The sequence below is a fragment of the Gemmatimonadota bacterium genome, assembly GCA_040388625.1.
GTDB lineage: Bacteria > Gemmatimonadota > Gemmatimonadetes > Gemmatimonadales > Gemmatimonadaceae > Fen-1247.
The window spans coordinates 197,578-217,572 of sequence record JAZKBK010000003.1; the positions used below are offsets into that span (position 1 = coordinate 197,578).

General features: G+C 60.0%; 22 protein-coding genes. 6 read left to right on the plus strand and 16 right to left on the minus strand.

Annotation, left to right across the window (positions count from 1 at the left end; genetic code table 11):
* Positions 1 to 14 precede the first annotated feature (14 nt).
* On the minus strand, positions 15 to 494 hold the full coding sequence (locus V4529_06525; GenBank protein MES2357984.1) for a cupredoxin domain-containing protein: 480 nt from the start codon (positions 492 to 494) through the stop codon (positions 15 to 17).
* Between the two features lie 64 nt (positions 495 to 558).
* Positions 559 to 903 (minus strand): HigA family addiction module antitoxin, encoded by a 345-nt coding sequence (locus tag V4529_06530; protein MES2357985.1) that lies wholly within the window; start codon positions 901 to 903, stop codon positions 559 to 561.
* A gap of 413 nt (positions 904 to 1,316) precedes the next feature.
* Here V4529_06530 and V4529_06535 point away from each other — a divergent pair, with 413 nt between their 5' ends.
* From V4529_06535 to V4529_06545, 3 genes are all read left to right on the plus strand, one after another.
* Positions 1,317 to 1,682: a metalloregulator ArsR/SmtB family transcription factor gene (locus V4529_06535; GenBank protein ID MES2357986.1), complete on the plus strand. Its 366-nt coding sequence runs from the start codon at positions 1,317 to 1,319 to the stop codon at positions 1,680 to 1,682.
* Entirely contained in the window at positions 1,660 to 2,148 is a 489-nt protein-coding gene (locus V4529_06540) for an SRPBCC family protein (protein ID MES2357987.1), read from the plus strand. The genes V4529_06535 and V4529_06540 overlap by 23 nt, the downstream gene beginning before the upstream one ends.
* A gap of 99 nt (positions 2,149 to 2,247) precedes the next feature.
* Entirely contained in the window at positions 2,248 to 3,093 is an 846-nt protein-coding gene (locus V4529_06545) for an alpha/beta hydrolase (protein ID MES2357988.1), read from the plus strand.
* 89 nt (positions 3,094 to 3,182) lie between these two features.
* Here V4529_06545 and V4529_06550 read toward each other — a convergent pair whose 3' ends face one another.
* The 9 genes from V4529_06550 to V4529_06590 form a co-directional block, all read right to left on the minus strand.
* A complete protein-coding gene (locus V4529_06550) occupies positions 3,183 to 3,572 on the minus strand; it encodes a VOC family protein (GenBank protein MES2357989.1) in 390 nt (129 codons plus the stop codon).
* Positions 3,573 to 3,693: 121 nt separating this feature from the next.
* On the minus strand, positions 3,694 to 4,131 hold the full coding sequence (locus V4529_06555) for a methyltransferase (GenBank protein ID MES2357990.1): 438 nt from the start codon (positions 4,129 to 4,131) through the stop codon (positions 3,694 to 3,696).
* 31 nt (positions 4,132 to 4,162) lie between these two features.
* The gene (locus tag V4529_06560; protein ID MES2357991.1) at positions 4,163 to 4,591 is read right to left on the minus strand and encodes a DUF1801 domain-containing protein; all 429 of its coding nucleotides are present in this window, start codon (positions 4,589 to 4,591) and stop codon (positions 4,163 to 4,165) included.
* Between the two features lie 152 nt (positions 4,592 to 4,743).
* Positions 4,744 to 5,292 carry an AraC family ligand binding domain-containing protein gene (locus tag V4529_06565; GenBank protein MES2357992.1) on the minus strand — a complete coding sequence of 183 codons (549 nt, stop codon included), beginning with the start codon at positions 5,290 to 5,292 and terminating at the stop codon, positions 4,744 to 4,746.
* Positions 5,293 to 5,306: 14 nt separating this feature from the next.
* Positions 5,307 to 5,939, minus strand: coding sequence for a hypothetical protein (locus tag V4529_06570; protein ID MES2357993.1), 633 nt, complete (start codon positions 5,937 to 5,939; stop codon positions 5,307 to 5,309).
* A gap of 162 nt (positions 5,940 to 6,101) precedes the next feature.
* Positions 6,102 to 6,515 carry a type II toxin-antitoxin system VapC family toxin gene (locus V4529_06575; GenBank protein ID MES2357994.1) on the minus strand — a complete coding sequence of 138 codons (414 nt, stop codon included), beginning with the start codon at positions 6,513 to 6,515 and terminating at the stop codon, positions 6,102 to 6,104.
* Positions 6,512 to 6,718, minus strand: coding sequence for an AbrB/MazE/SpoVT family DNA-binding domain-containing protein (locus V4529_06580; GenBank protein MES2357995.1), 207 nt, complete (start codon positions 6,716 to 6,718; stop codon positions 6,512 to 6,514). Before V4529_06580 ends, V4529_06575 begins: the two co-directional genes overlap by 4 nt.
* 114 nt (positions 6,719 to 6,832) lie before the next feature.
* A complete protein-coding gene (locus V4529_06585; GenBank protein ID MES2357996.1) occupies positions 6,833 to 9,805 on the minus strand; it encodes a M14 family zinc carboxypeptidase in 2,973 nt (990 codons plus the stop codon).
* 119 nt (positions 9,806 to 9,924) lie between these two features.
* A complete protein-coding gene (locus V4529_06590) occupies positions 9,925 to 10,380 on the minus strand; it encodes a cupin domain-containing protein (protein ID MES2357997.1) in 456 nt (151 codons plus the stop codon).
* A 141-nt stretch (positions 10,381 to 10,521) separates the two neighbouring features.
* Here V4529_06590 and V4529_06595 point away from each other — a divergent pair, with 141 nt between their 5' ends.
* Positions 10,522 to 11,901 carry a DHA2 family efflux MFS transporter permease subunit gene (locus V4529_06595; GenBank protein MES2357998.1) on the plus strand — a complete coding sequence of 460 codons (1,380 nt, stop codon included), beginning with the start codon at positions 10,522 to 10,524 and terminating at the stop codon, positions 11,899 to 11,901.
* Positions 11,902 to 11,927: 26 nt separating this feature from the next.
* Here the strand turns inward: V4529_06595 and V4529_06600 are convergent, their stop codons facing one another.
* From V4529_06600 to V4529_06610, 3 genes are all read right to left on the minus strand, one after another.
* Positions 11,928 to 13,259, minus strand: coding sequence for a ferric reductase-like transmembrane domain-containing protein (locus V4529_06600; protein MES2357999.1), 1,332 nt, complete (start codon positions 13,257 to 13,259; stop codon positions 11,928 to 11,930).
* Positions 13,260 to 13,454: 195 nt separating this feature from the next.
* Entirely contained in the window at positions 13,455 to 13,886 is a 432-nt protein-coding gene (rpiB, locus tag V4529_06605; GenBank protein MES2358000.1) for a ribose 5-phosphate isomerase B, read from the minus strand.
* Positions 13,887 to 13,969: 83 nt separating this feature from the next.
* On the minus strand, positions 13,970 to 15,193 hold the full coding sequence (locus tag V4529_06610) for an MFS transporter (protein MES2358001.1): 1,224 nt from the start codon (positions 15,191 to 15,193) through the stop codon (positions 13,970 to 13,972).
* A 38-nt stretch (positions 15,194 to 15,231) separates the two neighbouring features.
* Between V4529_06610 and V4529_06615 the strand changes: the two genes are divergently transcribed.
* Positions 15,232 to 16,512 carry a VWA domain-containing protein gene (locus tag V4529_06615; protein MES2358002.1) on the plus strand — a complete coding sequence of 427 codons (1,281 nt, stop codon included), beginning with the start codon at positions 15,232 to 15,234 and terminating at the stop codon, positions 16,510 to 16,512.
* Between the two features lie 498 nt (positions 16,513 to 17,010).
* Here the strand turns inward: V4529_06615 and V4529_06620 are convergent, their stop codons facing one another.
* Entirely contained in the window at positions 17,011 to 17,655 is a 645-nt protein-coding gene (locus tag V4529_06620; protein MES2358003.1) for a hypothetical protein, read from the minus strand.
* A gap of 214 nt (positions 17,656 to 17,869) precedes the next feature.
* Here V4529_06620 and V4529_06625 point away from each other — a divergent pair, with 214 nt between their 5' ends.
* Complete coding sequence (locus V4529_06625; GenBank protein ID MES2358004.1) at positions 17,870 to 18,298, plus strand: OsmC family peroxiredoxin; 429 nt, start codon at positions 17,870 to 17,872, stop codon at positions 18,296 to 18,298.
* A 121-nt stretch (positions 18,299 to 18,419) separates the two neighbouring features.
* Here the strand turns inward: V4529_06625 and V4529_06630 are convergent, their stop codons facing one another.
* Positions 18,420 to 19,751, minus strand: a complete 1,332-nt coding sequence (locus V4529_06630) for a citrate synthase (GenBank protein ID MES2358005.1) — start codon at positions 19,749 to 19,751, stop codon at positions 18,420 to 18,422.
* Positions 19,752 to 19,995: the final 244 nt, after the last annotated feature.

Genomic DNA, 19,995 nt, shown 5'->3' on the forward strand with positions numbered 1-19,995 from the left:
GCTGGCGGCGGGTGTCAAGATGTTTGTCGCGCGACGCCCGCCATCGTCGCAGCGGGAAGCACGATCAACTGCCCCGCCATCATCGGCAGGTGTGACGGCACGGCACACTGGATGGTGAAGATGCCGGCGTGCTTCGCAACGTATGTCGCCTGGGTGGCCGTTCCGCCGGGCAATGAAACGGCGAAATCCGGCAGCACAAACGAGTGCGCGTCATCTTCGGGATTGATGATGTCGAGCCGGAGCGTGTCGCCTTCGACCACCGTGATGGAGCTCGGCGAAAAAGCGTAGACCTCCTTTCCGTCGAGAACGCCGCCCTTGGCGAAGGCTGGTTTGAGAAACGGATACATGCTCTGCTCTTCCTTCACGAGCAGCGGCACCGTCGTTATGGTGATGGCGCGCGTACGCGGAGTGTAGGCCGCGCGCGCAACTGGTGGAGTCGAGCGCGCACACGCCGCGGCCACGACAAGAGTCGCAAGAATTGGAAGAGTTTTCATTACCGGTGTGGATTGTTGGTTAAACCGACACGCGTCGCGAACGCGTGGCGAAAAACGTAACCCGTTACGCGCTTCGTGATCCTACTCCAGCATTCAATCTGACACGACGTTTCAACGGCTGAATCTTTGCGATCGCCTTTGCGGCGACCGAATGCTTCGCATGATAGAGATCCCACGCCAACTGGAGATTCAGCCAGAACTGCGCCTCGACACCAAGCAACCTCTCCAGGCGAAGTGCAGTGTCCGGCGTCATGTCGCGCTTTCCATGCACGAGCTCATTGACACGCGGATACGATACGCCGAGGCGATCCGCGAGCTCGGTCTGCGTCAAACCGAGCGGCTTGAGGAATTCCTCGATGAGCATCTCTCCAGGATGTGTGGGCGGACGATGTGTTGGAATGCGAACCATGCTTTCCTCTTTAATGGTAGTTCACTATCTCGACCTCGCGCGGGCCATCCGATGCCCAGACAAAACAGATCCGGAATTTCTGGTTGCCGCGCGGCCCGCGAATCGATGCCGTTAAACACGTCCTCCGTGCCGGCATTTGCGAAAGACTTAATCACGCCGGCGACCGAAGAGCGACAACGTCGTAGTATAACGCATACCGTTATACGTAGCAAAGGCCGGCGGCTACATCAATACCGGAATGTGGTCAGTACCACAGCCACCGTATCGATTCTCTTCGCGTGATACCACGCGCCCGATCCGACGCCGAAAACGGAATCGGAGTCGAGTTTCCTGAGTCCACGTGGATTGCCGGCAACGCTGCTGGTCCGCAGCCCCCCTTGTGTGGCGTCACCTCATGTTATATACTGAACCATATGGTTCAGTATTTCCAAAGCCACTTCGACGCCTCGTTCGGCGCGCTCTCGGATCCCACCCGACGCGGCGTTCTGGAGCAACTGGGGCGTGCGGACGCTTCGATCTCGACCCTCGCCGAGCGGTTTCACATGACCCTCACGGGCATGAAGAAACATGTAGGCGTCCTGGAGCAGGCGGGCCTCGTCACCACGGAGAAAGTCGGCCGCGTGCGGACCTGCAGGCTCGGCGTCCGCGGACTGCAGGAAGAGGCGGCATGGATCGAGAAGTACCGCCAGCTCTGGAGCGCACGCTTCGACGAGTTGGACAACGTTGTGGACGAACTAAAACACAAGGAGAGAGTCGATGGACGAAAGAAGAGAAAGTGAGGCCACGCCCACGAAGAATCACACGACGCTGGAACGGAAGTCCGACCGCGAAGTCGTCGTCACAAGAACCGTAAACGCTCCTGCGCGCATCGTGTTCGAGGCGTGGACGAAGGCAGAACTGTTCAGAAGGTGGTGGGTGCCTAAATCGTATGGGCAGACCCTGCTTTCCTGCGAGATGGATGTTCGCGTCGGGGGGCAGTATCGTTTGGTGTTTCCCTTTGAAGATTCGACGATGGAGTTCTTCGGCACGTACGTCGAAGTGACACCGCACTCACGCCTCGTCTGGACCAATGATGAAGGAGACGCCGGCAAGACCATCACCACGGTGACCTTCGAGGAGAAGGGCGGCAAGACGTTGTTGGTAGTGCACGATGTCTATCCATCGGCAGAAGCTGTCGACACCGGATCGACGGGTGCGCTGCCCGAGGCGCTGGACCAGCTCGACGAGCTTCTCGCCAGCCTGTGATCGAACACAGAGACAAGATGACGCAGTCAATCGTCCACCAGAGATTCCCGTAATGGGTGATTACCAAGGAGTGTTTGGATGAAACGGAATTACACCAGCATGCGGACAGCAGCTTTCCTCCTGATGACGCTCGCGGCGACCGCCGCGTCGGCGCAGCGGGAATCAACGAGCGGCTACGCACCAGTCAACGGAATCAACATGTACTACGAAATCCACGGCAGCGGCGAACCGGTGGTGTTGCTTCATGGCGCGTTCATGACCATCACCAACAACTGGGGCGGGTGGATCGAGGAGCTCTCCAAAACGCGGAAAGTGATTGCCATCGAAATGCAGGGTCACGGCCGGACGGCGGACGTCGCACGAGATATCACCTACGAAAACCTCGCCGACGACGTGGCTGGACTGCTCGATTATCTCAAGATCCCGCGAGCGGACCTTATCGGCTACAGCATGGGCGGAACCGTGGCGATGGAGTGTGCGATCCGACACCCTGACAAAGTGCGGAAGGCAGTCATCATTTCGTCAACGTTCCGCACTGACGGCATGGCCCCGGCAGCGGTCCAGGCCATCCGGAATCTCACGGCTGACGATTTCAAAGGCTCGCCCATCGAGACCGAGTACAAGAAGCTGAGTCCCACTCCGGACGACTTTCCCAAGTTCGTCAAGCGACTCGCCGCCACGGCCGCGAAAGGGTACGACCTCGGAGCCGACAACCTCAAGGCCACCACGGCGCCCATGTTTTTCATCTTCGGTGACGCTGACGGAATACGGCTCGCGCACGTCGCGGAGATGTTTCGCCTCAAGGGTGGCGAGGTCCACGGCGACATGCAGCAACGCTCCGCATCGCGACTGGCAATTCTGCCCAACACCACTCACGTGACACTGATGCAGCGCATACCCATCATCGTCCCGATGGTGAACGACTTTCTCGACGCCAAGCCTTAGGCCGTGGGGGCACTTTGGCAATTCGGGGTCAGATCGGAGTTGATGCACGCGCGCTGTGCACCGCGCGGGATCTGACCCTCAATTCGTGCTCAATTCGTGCTCAATTCGGGCAGCGGACGATAGAATTGCAGGCTATTGCGACTCGGATCGCGGAGATGAAACTCTCTCGTGCCCCATGGTGTGTCAGCAGGTACGGCCCATGGGCTGCCGTCGCTCGTATCCGGGCGGACGGCTCCGCTCTCACGAAATTCCTCAAAGATCGCGTCGACATCGCTGACCATGAAGCGGAACGCAGGGCGATCGATCGGATACGCCCATTGCTCTGCATCAGCCCACTGAACATGCAACTGCACTTCATCTCGCTGTATGCCGACGTATTTCGGATTCTTCAGGTCGTCTTGAAAGACAATCACGAACCCGAGAGTCTCGTAGAACCGTACTACGTCACTTACATCGCGAGCACCAAGAACAGGATGCACGGCTTGAAGAGAAGCACTCACTATACGCCTCCGGAAGATGTCGTCCGTTTATGCGTTCTGACGCAGATACTTTCGTCGAAGGCGCACGCTTGAATGAATTGTCAGGCGGCGACTCGAGCGCCTAAAAGACGAATGGAACCAAGCGTTTCGCGTGACGCATGTACTCCAAGTATTCGGGATACGCGGTGACGAGGAACTGCTCCTCGAGCACCATTCGGCCCACCAGCCCAGCAGTTACTGCGACTGCCAGCAAAACAGAAACCATGGTTGGCATCTCCACCTGGCCAGCCCACACGAAATAGATGATGGAGGCATAAATGGGATGCCGCCAATAGCGGTACGGCCCGGTTGTAACAAGGCCGCCGCCGGTTGTGTTAGCCGTTGCGTGAAAGCTGCGAAGACCAAACGTCGCGCGTGCCCAAAGCATGAGAAGAACGGCACACGCTTGAACTACTAGCAGCACGTGGTTGGTCGCAAACAGATGATGAATGGCAAACAGCCACAACGTGCCCGCAGCTGCCACCACGAATCCGCACAGCGAAAGCGTTTTTCTCAGCACACGGAATCCTCGGTTAAATTGCCTTGCGTCGTCACGCGCTGGTCTGCGCAATCCCGTCGCGGATCGCCGCTTCGAGCACGGCCAGGTCAATGTTGCGAAGTGCGCTGAACTTGATGCAGTACCCCGTCACACTCGCCTTGCCGATGTCACCGCCGTAGGTCCTGGCCAGATGCGTCTTGTCATCGAGCCCCATGATGTAGACGGAGATTCCGCTGGTGTTGGCGCTCAGGCCAATCTGATAGAACTCCCGGGTTCGCTTATCGGCGTAGGCTATGGTCCGGAGTCCATACCCGATGTTCGGGTTGGAAACCGTCTTACCGCTCTCGTCCTTGCCATCCAGAAACCACAACCTGCAGTGGGGCATCAGCTTCAGTATCATGCCGTGCAGCGTCTGCATGTCACCGCGTTTCGGCTCCGGCTGAGCGGCAAGGTAGTCGTTGATCTGCGCCTTTACGTTCATGTCTCGCTCCTGTCCCGGGTCATCTCGGTTTGCTACGCATGTGGTGTGCGGTCCGCGGTTATTTCCATGAACTTGCGGGATTCACACCGTTACCTGACGCTACGGATAAGCGGCTTGCCATGATCGACTGGTCGATGGCATGTGACGCACACTCATTGCGGTTTGCTGCGTAGCTCAAGAACTTTCTGCGGGTCAATGCGAATGATCGTGTACACAATGCGTGGCGTCGTGATGTCAACAAAGCCGTGCGGTACGTGCGGCGGAATAATGACGATGTCGCCGGGAACTACATGACGCGATGTTCCTCCAGCGATGGACTGACCCGCTGAGCTCGGACCAATCTCACCCACGACAGCGGCAGCGGTCAGAGGCTTTGCCGACCTGAGCGTCCCGCCCGTGATCAGAACTCCTTCACCCTCGATAATCTGATAAACCTCGGCAACATCGTCATGAATCAGTGCATCGGGCAGCATGCGGCCACCGATTCTTGTCCGACGAATCACGGCCACCCCAACGTTGTACTTTGACTCTATCGGTACTACGCGGAGCGGAGAATCTGAAAACGCACCGCTGTCGCTTTTTTGCACCGCTGCCTTGATCTCTCCTGCGCTGACGAAAGTGGCAGCAGTCGCTGCGGCTTGAGTTGGCGCATCATACTTTGCTGAACCAGTGGTCGATATGGCGAGCACTGCGGCGATCACAAGCCAATTTACCGTCATGACTTTACTCCTCGCTGTGTTGACAGGCGTCCGCCCAACGATTGAGCTGAGCCGCGGAGGGGCGTCGGCAACTCCACGGCGTCGCCTGAGTCAAAACCCACGACTATGCGACATCTCATGTCAAGTTGCCTGACCGCGAAGTAGCTGAGGATCGATGCAGTGCAAAGCATCAGCGCATAATCGTACTCGTCGTGCTGAGACTCGTTGGCTAGGGCGGCTTCCTTGATCCGTTGTAGAATTGGACTCCAGAGATATTTGTTCTCCGACAAATAGTCGAGAATACCACCCGACAATTCAGAGCTCGAATCAACCAATGGTACAGCTCGCGTGGTGCCGGAAACGTAGTAGCCAGCGACCTGCTGGGACGTATCTGGGTTGACACCGGTAAAGAGGCCAAAGTACAATAACTGCAAGTTCGATGGAGGCGGAGCCTCGGCGAAGACCTCTCGCAACTGAGCGACGATCAGTTTGGTTTCCCGACTGATACCGCTCTTCAGAACTTCGGAAGCGGAGTTCCACCTCGCACCTACTCTGGACCGGAGATTCCTCCAGGCTTCATCAGGAGAAGCGGCTTCGTCTACGATTGATGGAATCGCTAGAACCGTCGAGACGAACTCGGGAATGCTCATTTGCGTCAAACCGGGGTCAGAGTGGACTTTCTTGCGAAGCATCCTGACGCGGACAGTCAGCGGCACTCACCACAAGAAGTGCACTCTGACCCTATTTTCACCATCCTGATGCGCGAATTCAGAAGGAAGGGCACAACGTGATACCTGCCCGCGCCAAACGTGTTACGACTTCCCGCCGCCCCTACGAAAATACTCGACGTCCATCAGCCCATCGAAGTCGTCATCCTGAGTCCACACTACACCACCGACGCTCTGCGCAGTCGCATACACGATACTGTCCGCAAGCGGCAACTCGTGGTCAACGCCAACCTTCGCCGCAGCAAGTGCCAGCGACGCGTCCAGATCGATCACCGTTCCCTGCTGCATCAATGCAACTGCCTGCAGCGCGTCACTCTCACCGCGCTGCCTCAAGACCACCTTGAACACTTCGAGCAGACATACGGCCGGCACCACAAGGCGACCGACAGACTCGATCGCTCCCGCGAAGTGCACCGCCCCCGCTCCATCGGCGAAGTACTCCAGCCACGCCGAAGAATCGACGACATTCGGCCCGGTGTGCTTGCGTGGTGCGATCACACGCGATCGCGCTCTCGGCGCACCGTCGTATCGATACCCTGAAGAAAGCCGCGCATGCTCTTGAGCGAGCGCACCGGGATGAACTCGATCCGATTGTCGTACGCAAGCGCCTGGACCTTCTGCCCAGGCTCCAGCCCCAGCCGCTCGCGAATGGCGAGCGGGATCACGACCTGAAATTTGGGCGAAACAGTCACTACGTCCATTGCGACCTCGATCGATAGCGCTATCGTATGACGATATCTCAATCTATCGATAATCCGACATACCCACCAGAACGAGACCGGCGCGGAGGCCCGCGCCGGTCAATGGAAGCGAGATTACCGCCCGCCGGCCTGCACTTCCGGAGCCGTTGCCTTCCCCGCCCCCAGATCATTCCAATTCATGATCGCATTGAACCCCAACATATAAGTCCCCTGCGTCTGCCATCTCCAGAACGGCCTTATCGCGAACATCACGATATGCCCCTTCCCTACAGACTCGTCAACAACCTGCGCGCGCCCTGACAGCGCCTCACCACCCGACAACACCCCCGACAACAACATGTCCGCGGGCCTCGTCGGGAATTTCAGAATCACACGCGGTCCGTCAGTATCAGCATTACCAGCCGCAGCTCCGCGCCCACCACGCTGCGCACCAGCTTCGCCAGCACCCGCAGCAGCGCCAGGCTGTGCAGGACGACGACGCGCCCCCTCACCAGCCGACGCATCAGCATCCGGATTCCACGGCGACAGCTGCTGCACCGTCGCCATCGGCGTGATGTCCTGGCTGTTCACACCACCGCGTCCGAACCCGCCGAATCCACCACCGCCACCACCCGCGCGAATCACCGGTCCCTGATTGAAGTACACCGGGATCTGGTCGTGCCCGTATCCATACACGATCGGACTCTTCATGTCGCTGATCACTCCGCGCATGATGCTGCCGCGCACGAACAGGCTGTCCGGCTCCTCGATCGTCACGCCGGGCGTGAGGTTGTAGCTCGGCATTATCGTCGACGTCGATCCTTCGACGATCAGCGTTCCACCCTGCCGCACGAACTCGTCGAGATTCTTCACACCATCGAGCCCCATCCCGCCGCGAATGTCATCCGACGCGTCGGGTGTGCCGAGTGCCTGGAACTCGGCGGTCTTCTTGTATGGAAGCGGAGTCGCGCCGTTCTTCGGGATCCCGTTCACCATCGTCTGCACGGTACCACCGATGTGCGGGAAGATTATCACGTCGTACTTCTGGCGCAGGTTGTCCTTACGTAGATCGATGTCGCCGAAGTACGAGTACGGAATGCCGTAAGTGTCGAGCGCAGCACGAACCCACCCCTCGTCCTGCGTGCGCGACCAGCTGTGGACGTAACCGATGCGCGGAACGTCGAGATCGTGCGTCTTCACACTCGGCGCTGCCGACATCGCGTAGGCAGAGAGGCCGAGCTTCTTCAGCTCGGGCTCCAGCGCCGAACGATTGGCGTTCGCAATGATCATCGCGCCGGCGCGGAAGTGATGACCGTCGGCGTCGAAATCCTCTTCCGCGGCCGACATCTTCGTCTTCGCGAACTTGAAGCGGAATGCAGCAATGTTGTTGTCGGCCGTGTTGTCGACGACTACGACGTTGCCGGTGCCCGAGATCCCGCCAGCGGCGACAGCGTTGGCAGTGAGCAACGTCATCGGCTGCGTCAACAGACTCCTGTCGTTCACGGCCGCGATCGTGATGTCGCGCATCAAAGGGAATGTCCAGCCCGTATCGTCATACGGCGCGGGGTTACCGGGCGCGAAATGCTGTAGAGCGAAGTACATGTCTGCGATCGTGCGATATGGCTGATCGCCACGCACGATGTAGTCGCCGGGCTTGACCGAAAGCTTACCAACTGTAAAAGCAGTAGTTGCGGTATCCACCTCGAGTCCCTGCGCCCGCAGCTCGTTCACCGCGTCAGCCGCATCGGCCTTGCGGCGCTGCGACGCCGGGATCACCCAGCCGAAGATCGGCCCTGTCTTTCCCTTGTCCACCGCGCGCTGCGCCTTGCGCCAGAAGTTGTCCAGGAACTGGTCCCTGTTCTTCGCGACGTTGTTGAGCGCGAACAGGATCGCGGACTCCTGGATATTGGTGTTGTTGCGCGGCCCCCAGTTGATGCTGTCCAGCGGCGGGTTGGGCCTGAACCACTCGCGGCTTGTAGTAGTGTTGCGCGGCTTCACTACATAATTATCCGGCCCGTAACTCTGCACTTCATAGAACCGGCCGATCTCGTTGTGCGTGTGCGCAATGAAGAAGAGATAGTTCGGCGTCCACCCGTCGTAGTATCCGTACGTCCACACACCCGGCACGTTACGTTTCGTCATCTCCATCACGTCGTTCTCGGCCATCATCCACCACTCGTCGATCGTGATCGGATCGACGGCTTCGTTGTACGGGCCGGTACCGGTCGATGCGTACAGATACGTCTGCGCTTCGTGCAGATCGTGCAGCACAGTAGGATGCCAGTCGAGCACGGCCTGCGTGGTGTGCTGCGTCAGCTTGAGGAACTGACCCATTCCGTCACGGTTGTTATCATGCTGCACGTACTTGCCCCAGTACATCAGCGGCAACCGCTCGGCGCCCTTGGGCAGCTTCTTGTTGTAGTAGTAGGTGTCGACAGCCTTGTCGCGGCCGTCGGGCTCGATCACCGGCGTGATCAGTGTGATGACGTTGTTTCGAATGTTCGAAACGATTGCAGACGAATCCACGACGAGCCGGTACGCCAGCTCCATCAACATCTCGGGGCCGCCGAACTCGGGCGAGTGGATGCCGCTGGTGATGTAGTAGATGGGCTTGGCAGTGTGGATCAGCTTCTGCGCCTCTTCCTGCGTCGTCTTGCGCGGATCGCTCAACCGCGCGAGCATGCCGCGATAGTTGTCGATGTTCTTGATCGTCTCCTCATCGCCGATCGCCGCGAGGATCATCTCGCGCCCCTCTTCCGTCTTGCCGATGCGCCATACCTTGACGCGCGGCGACGCCTTGGCCAGCGCGTCGAAGTACTTGTAGATGTCTGCAGAGCGATCCAGCTCGCCCGGCGCGCCGATGATGTGCCCGAGCAACTTGAGCGGCGTTGGCACTGTCGACGACGCGGGCAGATAATCCACGAGCTCCGTCGTGATGCGCGGATCTTCCAGATCCTTCCTGATCTGCGCTGTGTACACGGAGTCGATCGCCTGATGCGCGGCCTGCTGCGCGCCAGCGATCGAAGGGAGCACGAGCGCGCCGGATGCGGCCGTTACACCGGCCAGCGTGCACGTCGTCAGATACTTCCGGATCGACTTCTGATACATCCTGTCTTCCTCTCGGGTTGGATCGAGTGGCGCCGGGAGGCACCGGGTCGTACGTGGAGGGTGCGATATAATACGCCAACCCAGGGAGCGGCGTTAGGACACGGCGATCGCCGGCGAAACTATGCCGAGCAGATGCGCATGCCGAATTTCTCGAACACCGGGCCGACTGCCTGCGGCGTCTTCTCGCGGTCGTACGGGCCCTGCCATGCCGCAGCCAGCGCGCGGAAGAACTGCTCGTATTCAGGCGGTCCGATGGTGAGCATCCGTGATGGCGCGTAGCCTGCGCCTGCGAACCGGTGCTTAATTCCAGGCGGCACCACGATGGTCTCTCCCTGGTTCGCCAACCACGTGACGAGATCGCCGTTCCGCTCGAGCGTCCACTCGACCTCGCCCTCGATCACGTGAAACGTTTCGAGCCAGCGGTCGGTGTGCAGAACAGTCGCGCCGCCGCGCGGCTGAACCACCAACTCCATGATGCAGTACGCGCCACCCGATTCCTCACTTGAAACGAGCACGTTTATCTCGTTGTTACCGAGAAATCGGATTACCCGATCGTACTTCACTCCAGCTTTCATGATCCATCTCCAGCACTATGAATGTGATCGTCCTGTGCGATCACGATATGGTAGCAAAAAATGGGGCAGTCTGCTGGCATGAGTATCCTCTTCACCAGGTCGCGGTAAATTCCGGAAGTCCACTCGAACCCGCGTGTCCAATTGACTGAGTCCGCCAAGCGCTGGACGCTCATCGGATCGATACTCGGCTCCGGTGCGGTTTTCATAGAGGGGAGCGTGACGAACGTCGCGCTGCCGGCCATCGCGCGCGATCTGCATCTCGGAATCACGGGCCTGCAGTGGACGATGAACGGCTACCTGCTCACGCTGAGCGCGCTCATCCTGCTCGGCGGTGCACTCGGCGACCGGTTCTCGCGCCGCAAGGTATTTGCGTGGGGACTTGTCGCATTCGCCGTCGCCTCGCTGGCGTGCGCGGTGGCGCCGAATCTGCTTCTGCTCGTGACAGCGCGCGTGCTTCAGGGAATCGCCGGCGGCATCCTCATACCGAACAGCCTCGCTCTGCTCGAGTCGACGTTCGAGGGCGAGGAGCGTGGCGCCGCCGTCGGACACTGGGCATCGTGGTCGGCAGTATCTACGGCGATAGGGCCGCTGCTCGGCGGATGGATCGTGGATGCAGCGTCGTGGCGATTCGTATTCGTGATAATGGTGCCGTTCGCGATCGCAGGCGCCATCGCAGTGACGGTCGCTGGCAGATCCGCAAAGGAAAGTAAGTCCGCAACGACCGTCGATTACCCAGGCGCCGCACTCATGACGCTCGGCCTTGCAGCGATCGTCGGCGCTCTGATGCTGGGACCCGATCGCGGATTCACGACGCTCTACCCGATATCGCTCGGCGTCGCGGGTATTCTATTGCTCGTTGCATTCGTCGTCGTCGAGAATCGCACGAGAGAGCCGCTTCTTCCACCGAATACTTTCAGATCGAAGAAGTTCGCCGGCGTGAACGCTGCCACGTTTGCGATATACGCCGCGCTGACGGGCCTGTTCTTCCTCCTCATGCTCCAGCTCCAGGACGTACTCGGCTACAGCGCGCTCGCGGCCGGCGCATCGTTGATGCCGATCAATGTTCTCTTGCTGATCATCTCGCCATTTTCAGGACGAATCTCGGAACGATGGGGAGCGCGGCTGCCGATGACCGCCGGGGCGTTTGTGGCGGCAGTTGGAATGCTGCTGTTCGCTCTGGTGCGTCCTGGTGCTAGCTATCTGACTTCGGTGTTGCCCGCCGCAATCGTGTTCGGAGTCGGACTGTCATCACTCGTCACACCGCTCACAACTGTCGCACTCGCTTCACTGGGTGAGAGTCGTGCGGGTCTCGCATCCGGTGTGAACAATTCAGTTGCACGCGTCGCCGGATTGCTGGCTACCGCGATAATCCCGTTGGCTGCCGGACTCGGTGGCGCACAGAGCCTGTCTGGCGCGACACTGGCGCATGGATTCACGCGCGCGATGTTCATCTGCGCTGGGTTGTGTGCGGCTGGTAGCGTGATATCGCTGTTCACGATGAGCGGCCGACCAGAACGTTAGGAAGCAGCGCTGCGCTGCGTCCGGCATCATCGCAGATGAAAGAGCTCCTGATGGAAAGCACTTCCGGAGAATCCGTGCGCGACGAAGTCCTCGCGCAATTCCTTCCCAAATATCACCGGCCCGCAGAACCAGATGTCCGCAGACTTCCATTCCGGCACGACTCTGCGAATATCTTCTCCGGTCATTCGTCCATCCTCGGCGGCGACCCAGACGCGCAGGAGTACGTGCGCGGATTCCGCGAGTGCGCGTAGCTGCTCGACAGGCGCGATGTCACGCGAGCCCGTCGCGTGGAACAGATCGATGGCCTTTCCGTCGGGGTGGGCTGCGAGTTCCTGCATCCGGGAGACGAACGGCGTGATGCCGATTCCTGCGCTCACCCAGATCTGACGTTGGCTTTCACCCTCGAAGGTGAAGCGGCCGTACGGGCCTTCGACTGTGACAAGCGTGCCTGGCTTCAGTGTTGTCGGAAGCGACCGCGTGTAATCTCCCAGTCCCTTGATAAGGAAAAGCAGGTGGCCGTCGCCCTTCCAGGTGGACGAAATGGTGAACGGATGCGGCCCTTCCCCATCCTCGAAGTTCACGAATGCGAACTGCCCCGCATTGTGACCGTTCCAACGGTCCTTGAGACGGATGCTGACCTGCAGAATACCCACATCCGCGCGCGATGTGACTTCATCGATCTCACCAACAGCACGATGCGTGTGTCCAACTCTGCGAAACAGCATCAGGATCGCTGACACTGTCCCCGCCGCCATCAGTGCGACGATCACGTACGAAATCGCGTGGGACCAGTACGAGATCTTCAGCAGGACCACGCCGTGGAACACGAGGAGGAGAAATACTATCGCAAGCAGCCGGTGAATCTTCAGGAAGTAGCGATAGGGAAACCAGCGCAGCAGCGCGAGTACCACGAGGACGACGAGCGCGTAGAAGCAGATCTGACCAACGGATCGCGCCGGATTCTGCAGCGTGCGGAGAAGCGCCGGCCCTTCTGCACTCGCCGCGGCACGTCCCGGCTGGCGCGCGGCCGGCGCCATCACGCCAAGGGCGGTGAGCCATCCTGGTCCGCTGATCCACAGCCAGTGCGCGATCGCCATGAGGAGGCCGGTGACGCCGAGCCACTTGTGCAGCCGGTAGCCCTTGTCGAGCCCGCCGATGAAGGACTCCACCTTCGACGATCGTACCGCCAGTATCATCGCCACACTTATCACGCCCATGGCGAGGATGCCAGTGTAGTTGATGAGCGACAGCCGCACCTGCGAGAATGGAGCGGTGTGCAGCAGGATCGGATCGGCGGCGATCCACAGAGCCGTGATGCCGATGCACAGTACCCAGAAGCTGACCTTGATGCGCGTCATTTCCCCAGCCCGATGTGGAAATCGCCTCACCGTGAGACCCCGTAATCCGAGGAAGAGGCGACTGCATGACCGGCCTTACGCATGGATCATGCTCCCACGGTCGCGTCAGACCATGACGGAGCGCGCCCTCGATCGCATCCAGTGGCGACCGCTGGCCTGCCAGACGAGAGTGCTGTTCAACGCTCCTATGGGGACCTACATGGCGTCGATCTCGTCGATCCGCCTCTGATGCCGGCCGCCATCAAACGGCGTATTCAGCCACATCTCCAGTATCTGGATCGCCAGCTCCTCCGACACCATCCGCTCGCCGATCGAAAGCACGTTGGCATTGTTGTGCCGTCGTCCCAACTCAGCCGAGTCCAGGTTCCAGCAGAGAGCGGCGCGTACACCCTTCACGCGATTCGCGACCATCGCCTCGCCGTTCCCCGAGCCGCCGATCACTATTCCTCGCTCCGTGTCGCCGTTCGCAACGGCAGCGGCGACAGGATGACAGAACAAGGGATAATCCACCGGCAGCTCTGAGTCAGTTCCGAAATCCTTCACTTCATGCCCGAGCTCGGTGAGGCGTGCCTTGAACATTTCCTTGTAACGGAAGCCCGCGTGGTCCGATCCGATTGCGATGCGCATTTGATGGCTGTGAGGTTGGTTTGACGATGTTCACTAACTATAGCACGAACTGCATCTGACCTAACGCTCTCGCGCGCGCTCACCTAGCGAACGGTCCGCAAGGCCGGATTCTTTGCGAATGCCCATGCCGAATGCGCGAACACGATGACCGCGCATCCGCCGATCGCCCAATCGACCCCAACGACGTGCGCCAGTGCGCCCGAGATGAACGATCCCACCGGCACCAGTCCAACAGCGACGAATACGTACGCGGACACCACTCTGCCCCGCAATTCATCCGGCGCGATGGATTGCAGCAATCCATTCGCCAGCGCGCCCATCACCAGCATCGCGAATCCTACGAACACGAGGATCACCGCTGCTGGCAGAAGTCTGCTCATCAGCGAAAAGACCATGAGGCCTGCGGAGAATCCATATGCAGACCATACGTACAGCTTCCCCCGAGCGATGTGCTGGCCGAGTGCCGCCATCGAAAGAGCACCGATCAGAGCGCCGAGTCCTACGCAGGCGAGCAGAATCCCGTAACCCGCTGCACCCGCATGCACGACGTCACGCGCCACCACAGGCATCATGGCGAGAAACGGCATCCCGAAGACTGACGTCACTCCCACGACGCGTACCAGCACGCTCACCAGCGGTGTATCGCGCATGTAGCGGAAACCTTCCAGCATTCCCTCGATCGGCGACACGCGAGTTTTGACGCGCTGCCACTTGGGGACCTGGATCATGAACAGCCCGGTGAGCACCGCGAAATAGCTCATGGAGTTGAGCGCGAAGCACCACTTGGGGCCGAGCGTGCCGATGACTACGGCGGCGATCGACGGGCCGATAACGCGCGCCAGGTTGAAACCGGCGGAATTGAGCGCGATCGCATCCACCAGGTCTTCGCGGCCGACCAGCTCGACTATGAAGCTCTGTCGCGCCGGAATCTCGAAAGCGCTGATGGTCCCGTTGAGCGTCGCGAGGATGATCAGCCAGTTGATCGTGAGATGGTTGGACGCGGTGAACCACCACAGCACGGACGCCTGCACAAGCAGCAGCGATTGCGCGATTCTGACCAGCTTGAGCTTGTCGTTCCGATCGGCAACCACGCCGCCGTACAGGGAGAGCAACAGGACCGGGAGCGCGGACGCACCAGCCACGACTCCGACCATCAGTGCGCTGTTGGACAGTTGCAGCGCAAGCCACCCCTCGCCCACCGACTGCATCCACGTGCCCACGAGCGACAACGTCTGCCCGCCCCAGAATATCCGGAAATTCCGATGTTTGAGCGGACGAAACGGATTGTTGGCGGCGGCCTTCTGCACGCGGGAAATGTATTGCGTACCGGGTGTATTATTCAGATATGCGGTTCCATACATACTCCAGGTTCAGCCCGGAGATGGCCGACGCGGTCGATCTTCAGTCGCTCCTGGATAAGATGGCCGACTTCCTCCTCCAGTCCGGCTTCGCCGGCGGCGAGAATTTCAATCCCTACTGGGGGATGACTGGCGAGGACGCCGACCGCTCCGTGGACGCGTTGCGCGAGGCGATCCTCAACGCGATGATCGAGAGCGGCCAGTTCACGCCGGAGATGCTCGAAGCTCTGCGCGGCAACGGCGACGAGGACGCGCAGGAAAAGCTCGCGAAGTTCCTGGACGAGCTGATCGAGCGCCTCACAAAAGAAGGCTACCTCAACCTCGAAGCTCCGCCCCAGATGCCGGCCGGCCACCAGCAGGTCGAGGGCAAGGGCAGTCTCTCCCACGCAGCCTCCAAATCGGTCCAGTTCAATCTCACCGACAAGGGCGTCGACTTCCTGGGCTACAAGGCGCTCCGGCACATCATGAGCTCCCTCGGCAAGTCCAGCTTCGGGAGTCACGACACTCCGTATCTGGCCACCGGAATCGAGTCGGACGGATGGAGCAAGCAGTACGAGTTCGGCGACGTCCTGAACCTCGACGTGAACGAGACCCTCAAGCGCTCCATGGCGCGCACGGGCTCGTTGACCGTGCCGATGGATCTGGACTACGACGACCTGATGGTGCACCAGGCCGAGTACCGCTCGTCGTGCGCGACCGTGCTGATGCTGGACACGTCGCACTCGATGATCCTGTACGGCGAGGATCGCTTCACCCCCGCCAAGAAGGTCGCGCTCGCGCTGACGCATCTCATCCGCACCCAGTTTCCCGGCGACACCATCCGCATCGTGCTCTTTCACGATTCGGCGGAAGAGATTCCGATCTCCGCGCTGGCGCGCGCGCAGGTTGGCCCGTACCACACCAACACGGCCGAAGGTCTGAAGCTTGCGCGTCGCATTCTTCTGTCGCAGAAGAAGGACATGCGCCAGATCGTGATGATCACCGACGGAAAGCCGAGTGCCCTGACACTTCCGAACGGTCAGATCTACAAGAATTCGATGGGTCTGGACATGAACGTGGTGTCGGAGACGCTGCGCGAAGTGGCAGACTGCCGCCGATCGGGGATCGTCATCAACACGTTCATGCTGGCGCGCGATCGGGCATTGGTGGAATTCGTGAAGCGCGTATCAGCGATCGCGAAGGGCAAGGCCTACTTCACGAACACGATGACGCTGGGCCAGTTCATCCTGATGGACTTTTTGCGGAAGAAGACGAGAACGGTTTCGTAGGAAGACGACGCTATCCACGCACCGATCCGGTACGCCTGCGTAGGGCGCGGATTCTTCCGCGCCTGGCCCATTTACGTGGGATCGGAATTGGATGTTCGTGGGATAAACCCGCGCCTGGCCCATTGACGTGCGATCGGAATTGGATATTCGTGGGATAAACCCGCGCCTGGCCCATTTACGTGGGATCGGAATTGGATATTCACCGGTGTCGTTAAATGTCATCACGCAGCGCCTGGTGGGGATGACGGGATGGCGTATGACGCCCGCTGCCGCAGCGGCGCGGGATCCAAATTCCATCATCCGAATTTCGTCAATCGTAATGGCTGGATACGCGGTGTTCCAGAATTGACGATGCGTTCATTCGCGTTCGATCGCGCGTAAATGGGCCAGGCGCGGAAGAATCCGCGCCCTACGCAGGCGTACCGGATCGGCGCGTCGAATGGAGTCGTCATCGTTCGTGGAAACGATGTTTCATGCGATGTCCCCATCCCCCCACCATCACCCCGTATACACGTACGTGCAGTGTTGCTCCTGCGCGCGCCCAACCGCGATGATCATCGCGGGCACCAGCACCACACCCGGAATGAGCGACGCCGTCAGATCCCGCTCGATCTCTTCCTTGCTGCCGAATTTCTTCTGATCCGCGAGCTCGCTCGCGATTCCCCGCAGCGCCGTTCTGCACGACAGCACCACGACGCCAGCAGCGAGCGCCTCCCGAATGCCGGGATTCTCGTCGTCACCGGCGTAGTACACGTTCCGCGTTGCCGTGTCCTTGGTCTTGGGATCCTTCACGTCGAACATCTTTCCGAAACCGTACTTCTCCCACGCCGCATCGACGTACGTGGTAGCTCCCGTCTTCCCGTGAGCGGCGAGCACGGCGTTGACGTCGTTTGGATTCACGCCGTATTCCGTGGGATACGCCGTCTTGTATCGTATGGAGTATTCGATTCCCTTGGTCCACTTGTCATGCGCGTGGAACAGTTGACGGTGTTTCCCGGTCAACGCCTTGAGCCACGCCTCCGGCTCGTCGCCGGGCTCGGGCGCGACGCCCGCGAGCGATACGTCCGGAAGTAACGCGCTGGCACCAGCGAGCGCGGCGAGATGAGTCACGAAAGCCCTGCGGCTCGGTTTGTAGCTGAACATTGAAGCTCCTGAGCTGATTTGCGCGCGACGCGTTACACCATCGTTCCAGCCGCAAATCTACGAGAGAAATCGCTTGTTTGCCGGCGCGGGGACGGAGTAGGGACGGAGTAGGGACGGACTCCAACGTGGCGCCTGCACCCGCCCACAAGCGTCCGCGGCGCATATCGTGCGACGATTCGCTAGACTGCATTACGTCACCATCAACGGAGAAAAAATGCCCACACGCAAGGCAAGCGCGATCTGGGAGAAGGGTCTTCAGAACGGAAAGGGATCGTTCAAGGGCGAAAGCGGAACGATCAGCGGCAACTACTCATTCGGCTCCCGCTTCGAGAGCGCTGCCGGCTCCAACCCCGAAGAGCTACTGGCAGCCGCCGAGGCCGCCTGTTTCTCGATGGCACTCGCCCTGGGCCTCGAGAAGAACGGCACGCCCGCCGACAAGGTAGAGACCAGCGCAGCATGCACCATCGAAAAGTCCGGCGACGGCTTCAAGATCACCACGATGAGCCTGGTGGTCAACGCGAAGGTCCCGGGAATCGACAACGCGAAGTTTCAACAGATCGCCGAAGGCACCAGGGAGGGATGCCCGGTGTCGCAGGCGTTGAAGGGAAACGTGAACATCACGCTGACGGCAACGCTGAATTAAAGCCGCATCCGACTGCGCGCCGCATGTCCAGCGGCGCCTGCGCGGCCGCAGATCATGAAAGTCAAACGGGCGCGCCGATTTCTCGGCGCGCCCGTTGTTTCACCTGGTGCCGAACCGGCTTCTACTTGATACCGACGTTGATGGTCTGCTCGAACTTGCGCTCGCCATGCCCGGTAAAGATCTGGCGCGGACGGGCAATCTTCTGCTCCTTGTCCAGCAACATCTCCTCCCACTGCGACAGCCACCCCGCCATGCGCGCGATCGCGAACAGCACGGTGAAGAATTCCGTCGGGAAGCCCATCGAGCGATAGATGAGACCTGTGTAGAAATCGACGTTCGGGTACAGCTTGCGCGAGACGAAGTAATCGTCCTGCAGCGCGATGCGCTCCAGCTCCAGCGCGATCTCGAGGCCGCGATCGACGCCGGTGATCTTGAACACGCTGTCCGCCAGCTGCTTCACGATCTTGGCACGCGGATCGTAGCTCTTGTACACGCGGTGGCCGAAGCCCATCAGCTTGCCGCTGCCACTCTTCACCGTCTCGATGAATGCCGGCACGTTCTGAATGGTGCCGATCTCCTCGATCATGCGCAGCACCTGCTCGTTCGCGCCACCATGCAGCGGGCCGAACAGAGCCGCGACGCCGGCGGACATCGCAGAGAATGGATCCACGTGCGACGAGCCCACCATGCGCACCGAGCTGGTCGAGCAGTTCTGCTCGTGATCGGCGTGCAGGATGAACAGAATCTCCAGAGCGCGAACGAAGGTCGGATTCGCCTCGTAGCGCGGCTCCGTCATCCTGTTGATCATCGACAGGAAGTTCTCGACGTACGACAGCGAGTTGTCGGGATATACGACCGGCAGACCCTTGGAGTGACGATACGAAAAAGCCGCGATCGTCGGCGTCTTGGCCAGCAGCCGGATCACGGCGATGTTGCGCTGCTCGGGATCGAAGATGTTGCGCGCTTCAGGATAGAATGACGACAGCGCCGCGACGGAACTCTGCAGCATCGACATCGGATGCGCGTCGTACCTGAAGCCCTGCAGGAAGTTGCGGATGTTCTCGTGCACGTACGTGTGGTACGTGATGTCGTGCACGAAACCGTCGTACTCCTTCTGATTGGGCAACTCTCCGTGACGCAGCAGCCACGCTACCTCGAGAAACGACGCCTTCTCGGCCAGCTGCTCGATCGGGTATCCGCGATAGCGCAGGATTCCCTTGTCGCCGTCGATGTAGGTGATCGAGCTGCGACACGAGGCAGTGTTCATGAACGCCGGATCGTACGATAGGAGACCAACGTCGTCACGATCGGCGGTCTTTATCTGTCGCAGATCGGCGGCTCTGATCGCGCCGTCCTTGATCGAAAGGTCGTAGTTCTTGTTGGTCCGCTTGTCGGTGATCGAAAGATCGCCAGCGGTCTTGTCTGTGGACTGAGTGGTTCCGGGTGTGGTCATCTCGGATGAGCCGTTCTTGGTAGGGGTTTCGATGCGAAATCTAGCGGGTGGGTTCCGCATCGAAAACGCCGGGAGCAAATCGAGGGACCAGGCGTCGTCTGCCGGTTGCCATATGGAAGACCGGGAGCGATGCCAAACCGGCAGCGGGCGCGACGGTCGAACAAGCAGGCCCGTCGCACATATTTATGGATGAGCTTGCGGCGACGGCCACTTCCGGGCCGTCCCGTCGGTCGACGATTACACA

Excerpts from the sequence above, each read along its gene's own strand:
- V4529_06525 (MES2357984.1), bottom strand. The coding sequence starts at position 494 with ATGAAAACTCTTCCAATTCTTGCGACTCTTGTCGTGGCCGCGGCGTGT.
- V4529_06530 (MES2357985.1), bottom strand. The coding sequence starts at position 903 with ATGGTTCGCATTCCAACACATCGTCCGCCCACACATCCTGGAGAGATG.
- V4529_06535 (MES2357986.1), top strand. The coding sequence starts at position 1,317 with ATGGTTCAGTATTTCCAAAGCCACTTCGACGCCTCGTTCGGCGCGCTC.
- V4529_06540 (MES2357987.1), top strand. The coding sequence starts at position 1,660 with ATGGACGAAAGAAGAGAAAGTGAGGCCACGCCCACGAAGAATCACACG.
- V4529_06545 (MES2357988.1), top strand. The coding sequence starts at position 2,248 with ATGCGGACAGCAGCTTTCCTCCTGATGACGCTCGCGGCGACCGCCGCG.
- V4529_06560 (MES2357991.1), bottom strand. The coding sequence starts at position 4,591 with ATGAACGTAAAGGCGCAGATCAACGACTACCTTGCCGCTCAGCCGGAG.
- V4529_06570 (MES2357993.1), bottom strand. The coding sequence starts at position 5,939 with ATGAGCATTCCCGAGTTCGTCTCGACGGTTCTAGCGATTCCATCAATC.
- V4529_06580 (MES2357995.1), bottom strand. The coding sequence starts at position 6,718 with ATGGACGTAGTGACTGTTTCGCCCAAATTTCAGGTCGTGATCCCGCTC.
- V4529_06585 (MES2357996.1), bottom strand. The coding sequence starts at position 9,805 with ATGTATCAGAAGTCGATCCGGAAGTATCTGACGACGTGCACGCTGGCC.
- V4529_06590 (MES2357997.1), bottom strand. The coding sequence starts at position 10,380 with ATGAAAGCTGGAGTGAAGTACGATCGGGTAATCCGATTTCTCGGTAAC.
- V4529_06600 (MES2357999.1), bottom strand. The coding sequence starts at position 13,259 with ATGACGCGCATCAAGGTCAGCTTCTGGGTACTGTGCATCGGCATCACG.
- rpiB (MES2358000.1), bottom strand. The coding sequence starts at position 13,886 with ATGCGCATCGCAATCGGATCGGACCACGCGGGCTTCCGTTACAAGGAA.
- V4529_06615 (MES2358002.1), top strand. The coding sequence starts at position 15,232 with ATGCGGTTCCATACATACTCCAGGTTCAGCCCGGAGATGGCCGACGCG.
- V4529_06620 (MES2358003.1), bottom strand. The coding sequence starts at position 17,655 with ATGTTCAGCTACAAACCGAGCCGCAGGGCTTTCGTGACTCATCTCGCC.
- V4529_06625 (MES2358004.1), top strand. The coding sequence starts at position 17,870 with ATGCCCACACGCAAGGCAAGCGCGATCTGGGAGAAGGGTCTTCAGAAC.
- V4529_06630 (MES2358005.1), bottom strand. The coding sequence starts at position 19,751 with ATGACCACACCCGGAACCACTCAGTCCACAGACAAGACCGCTGGCGAT.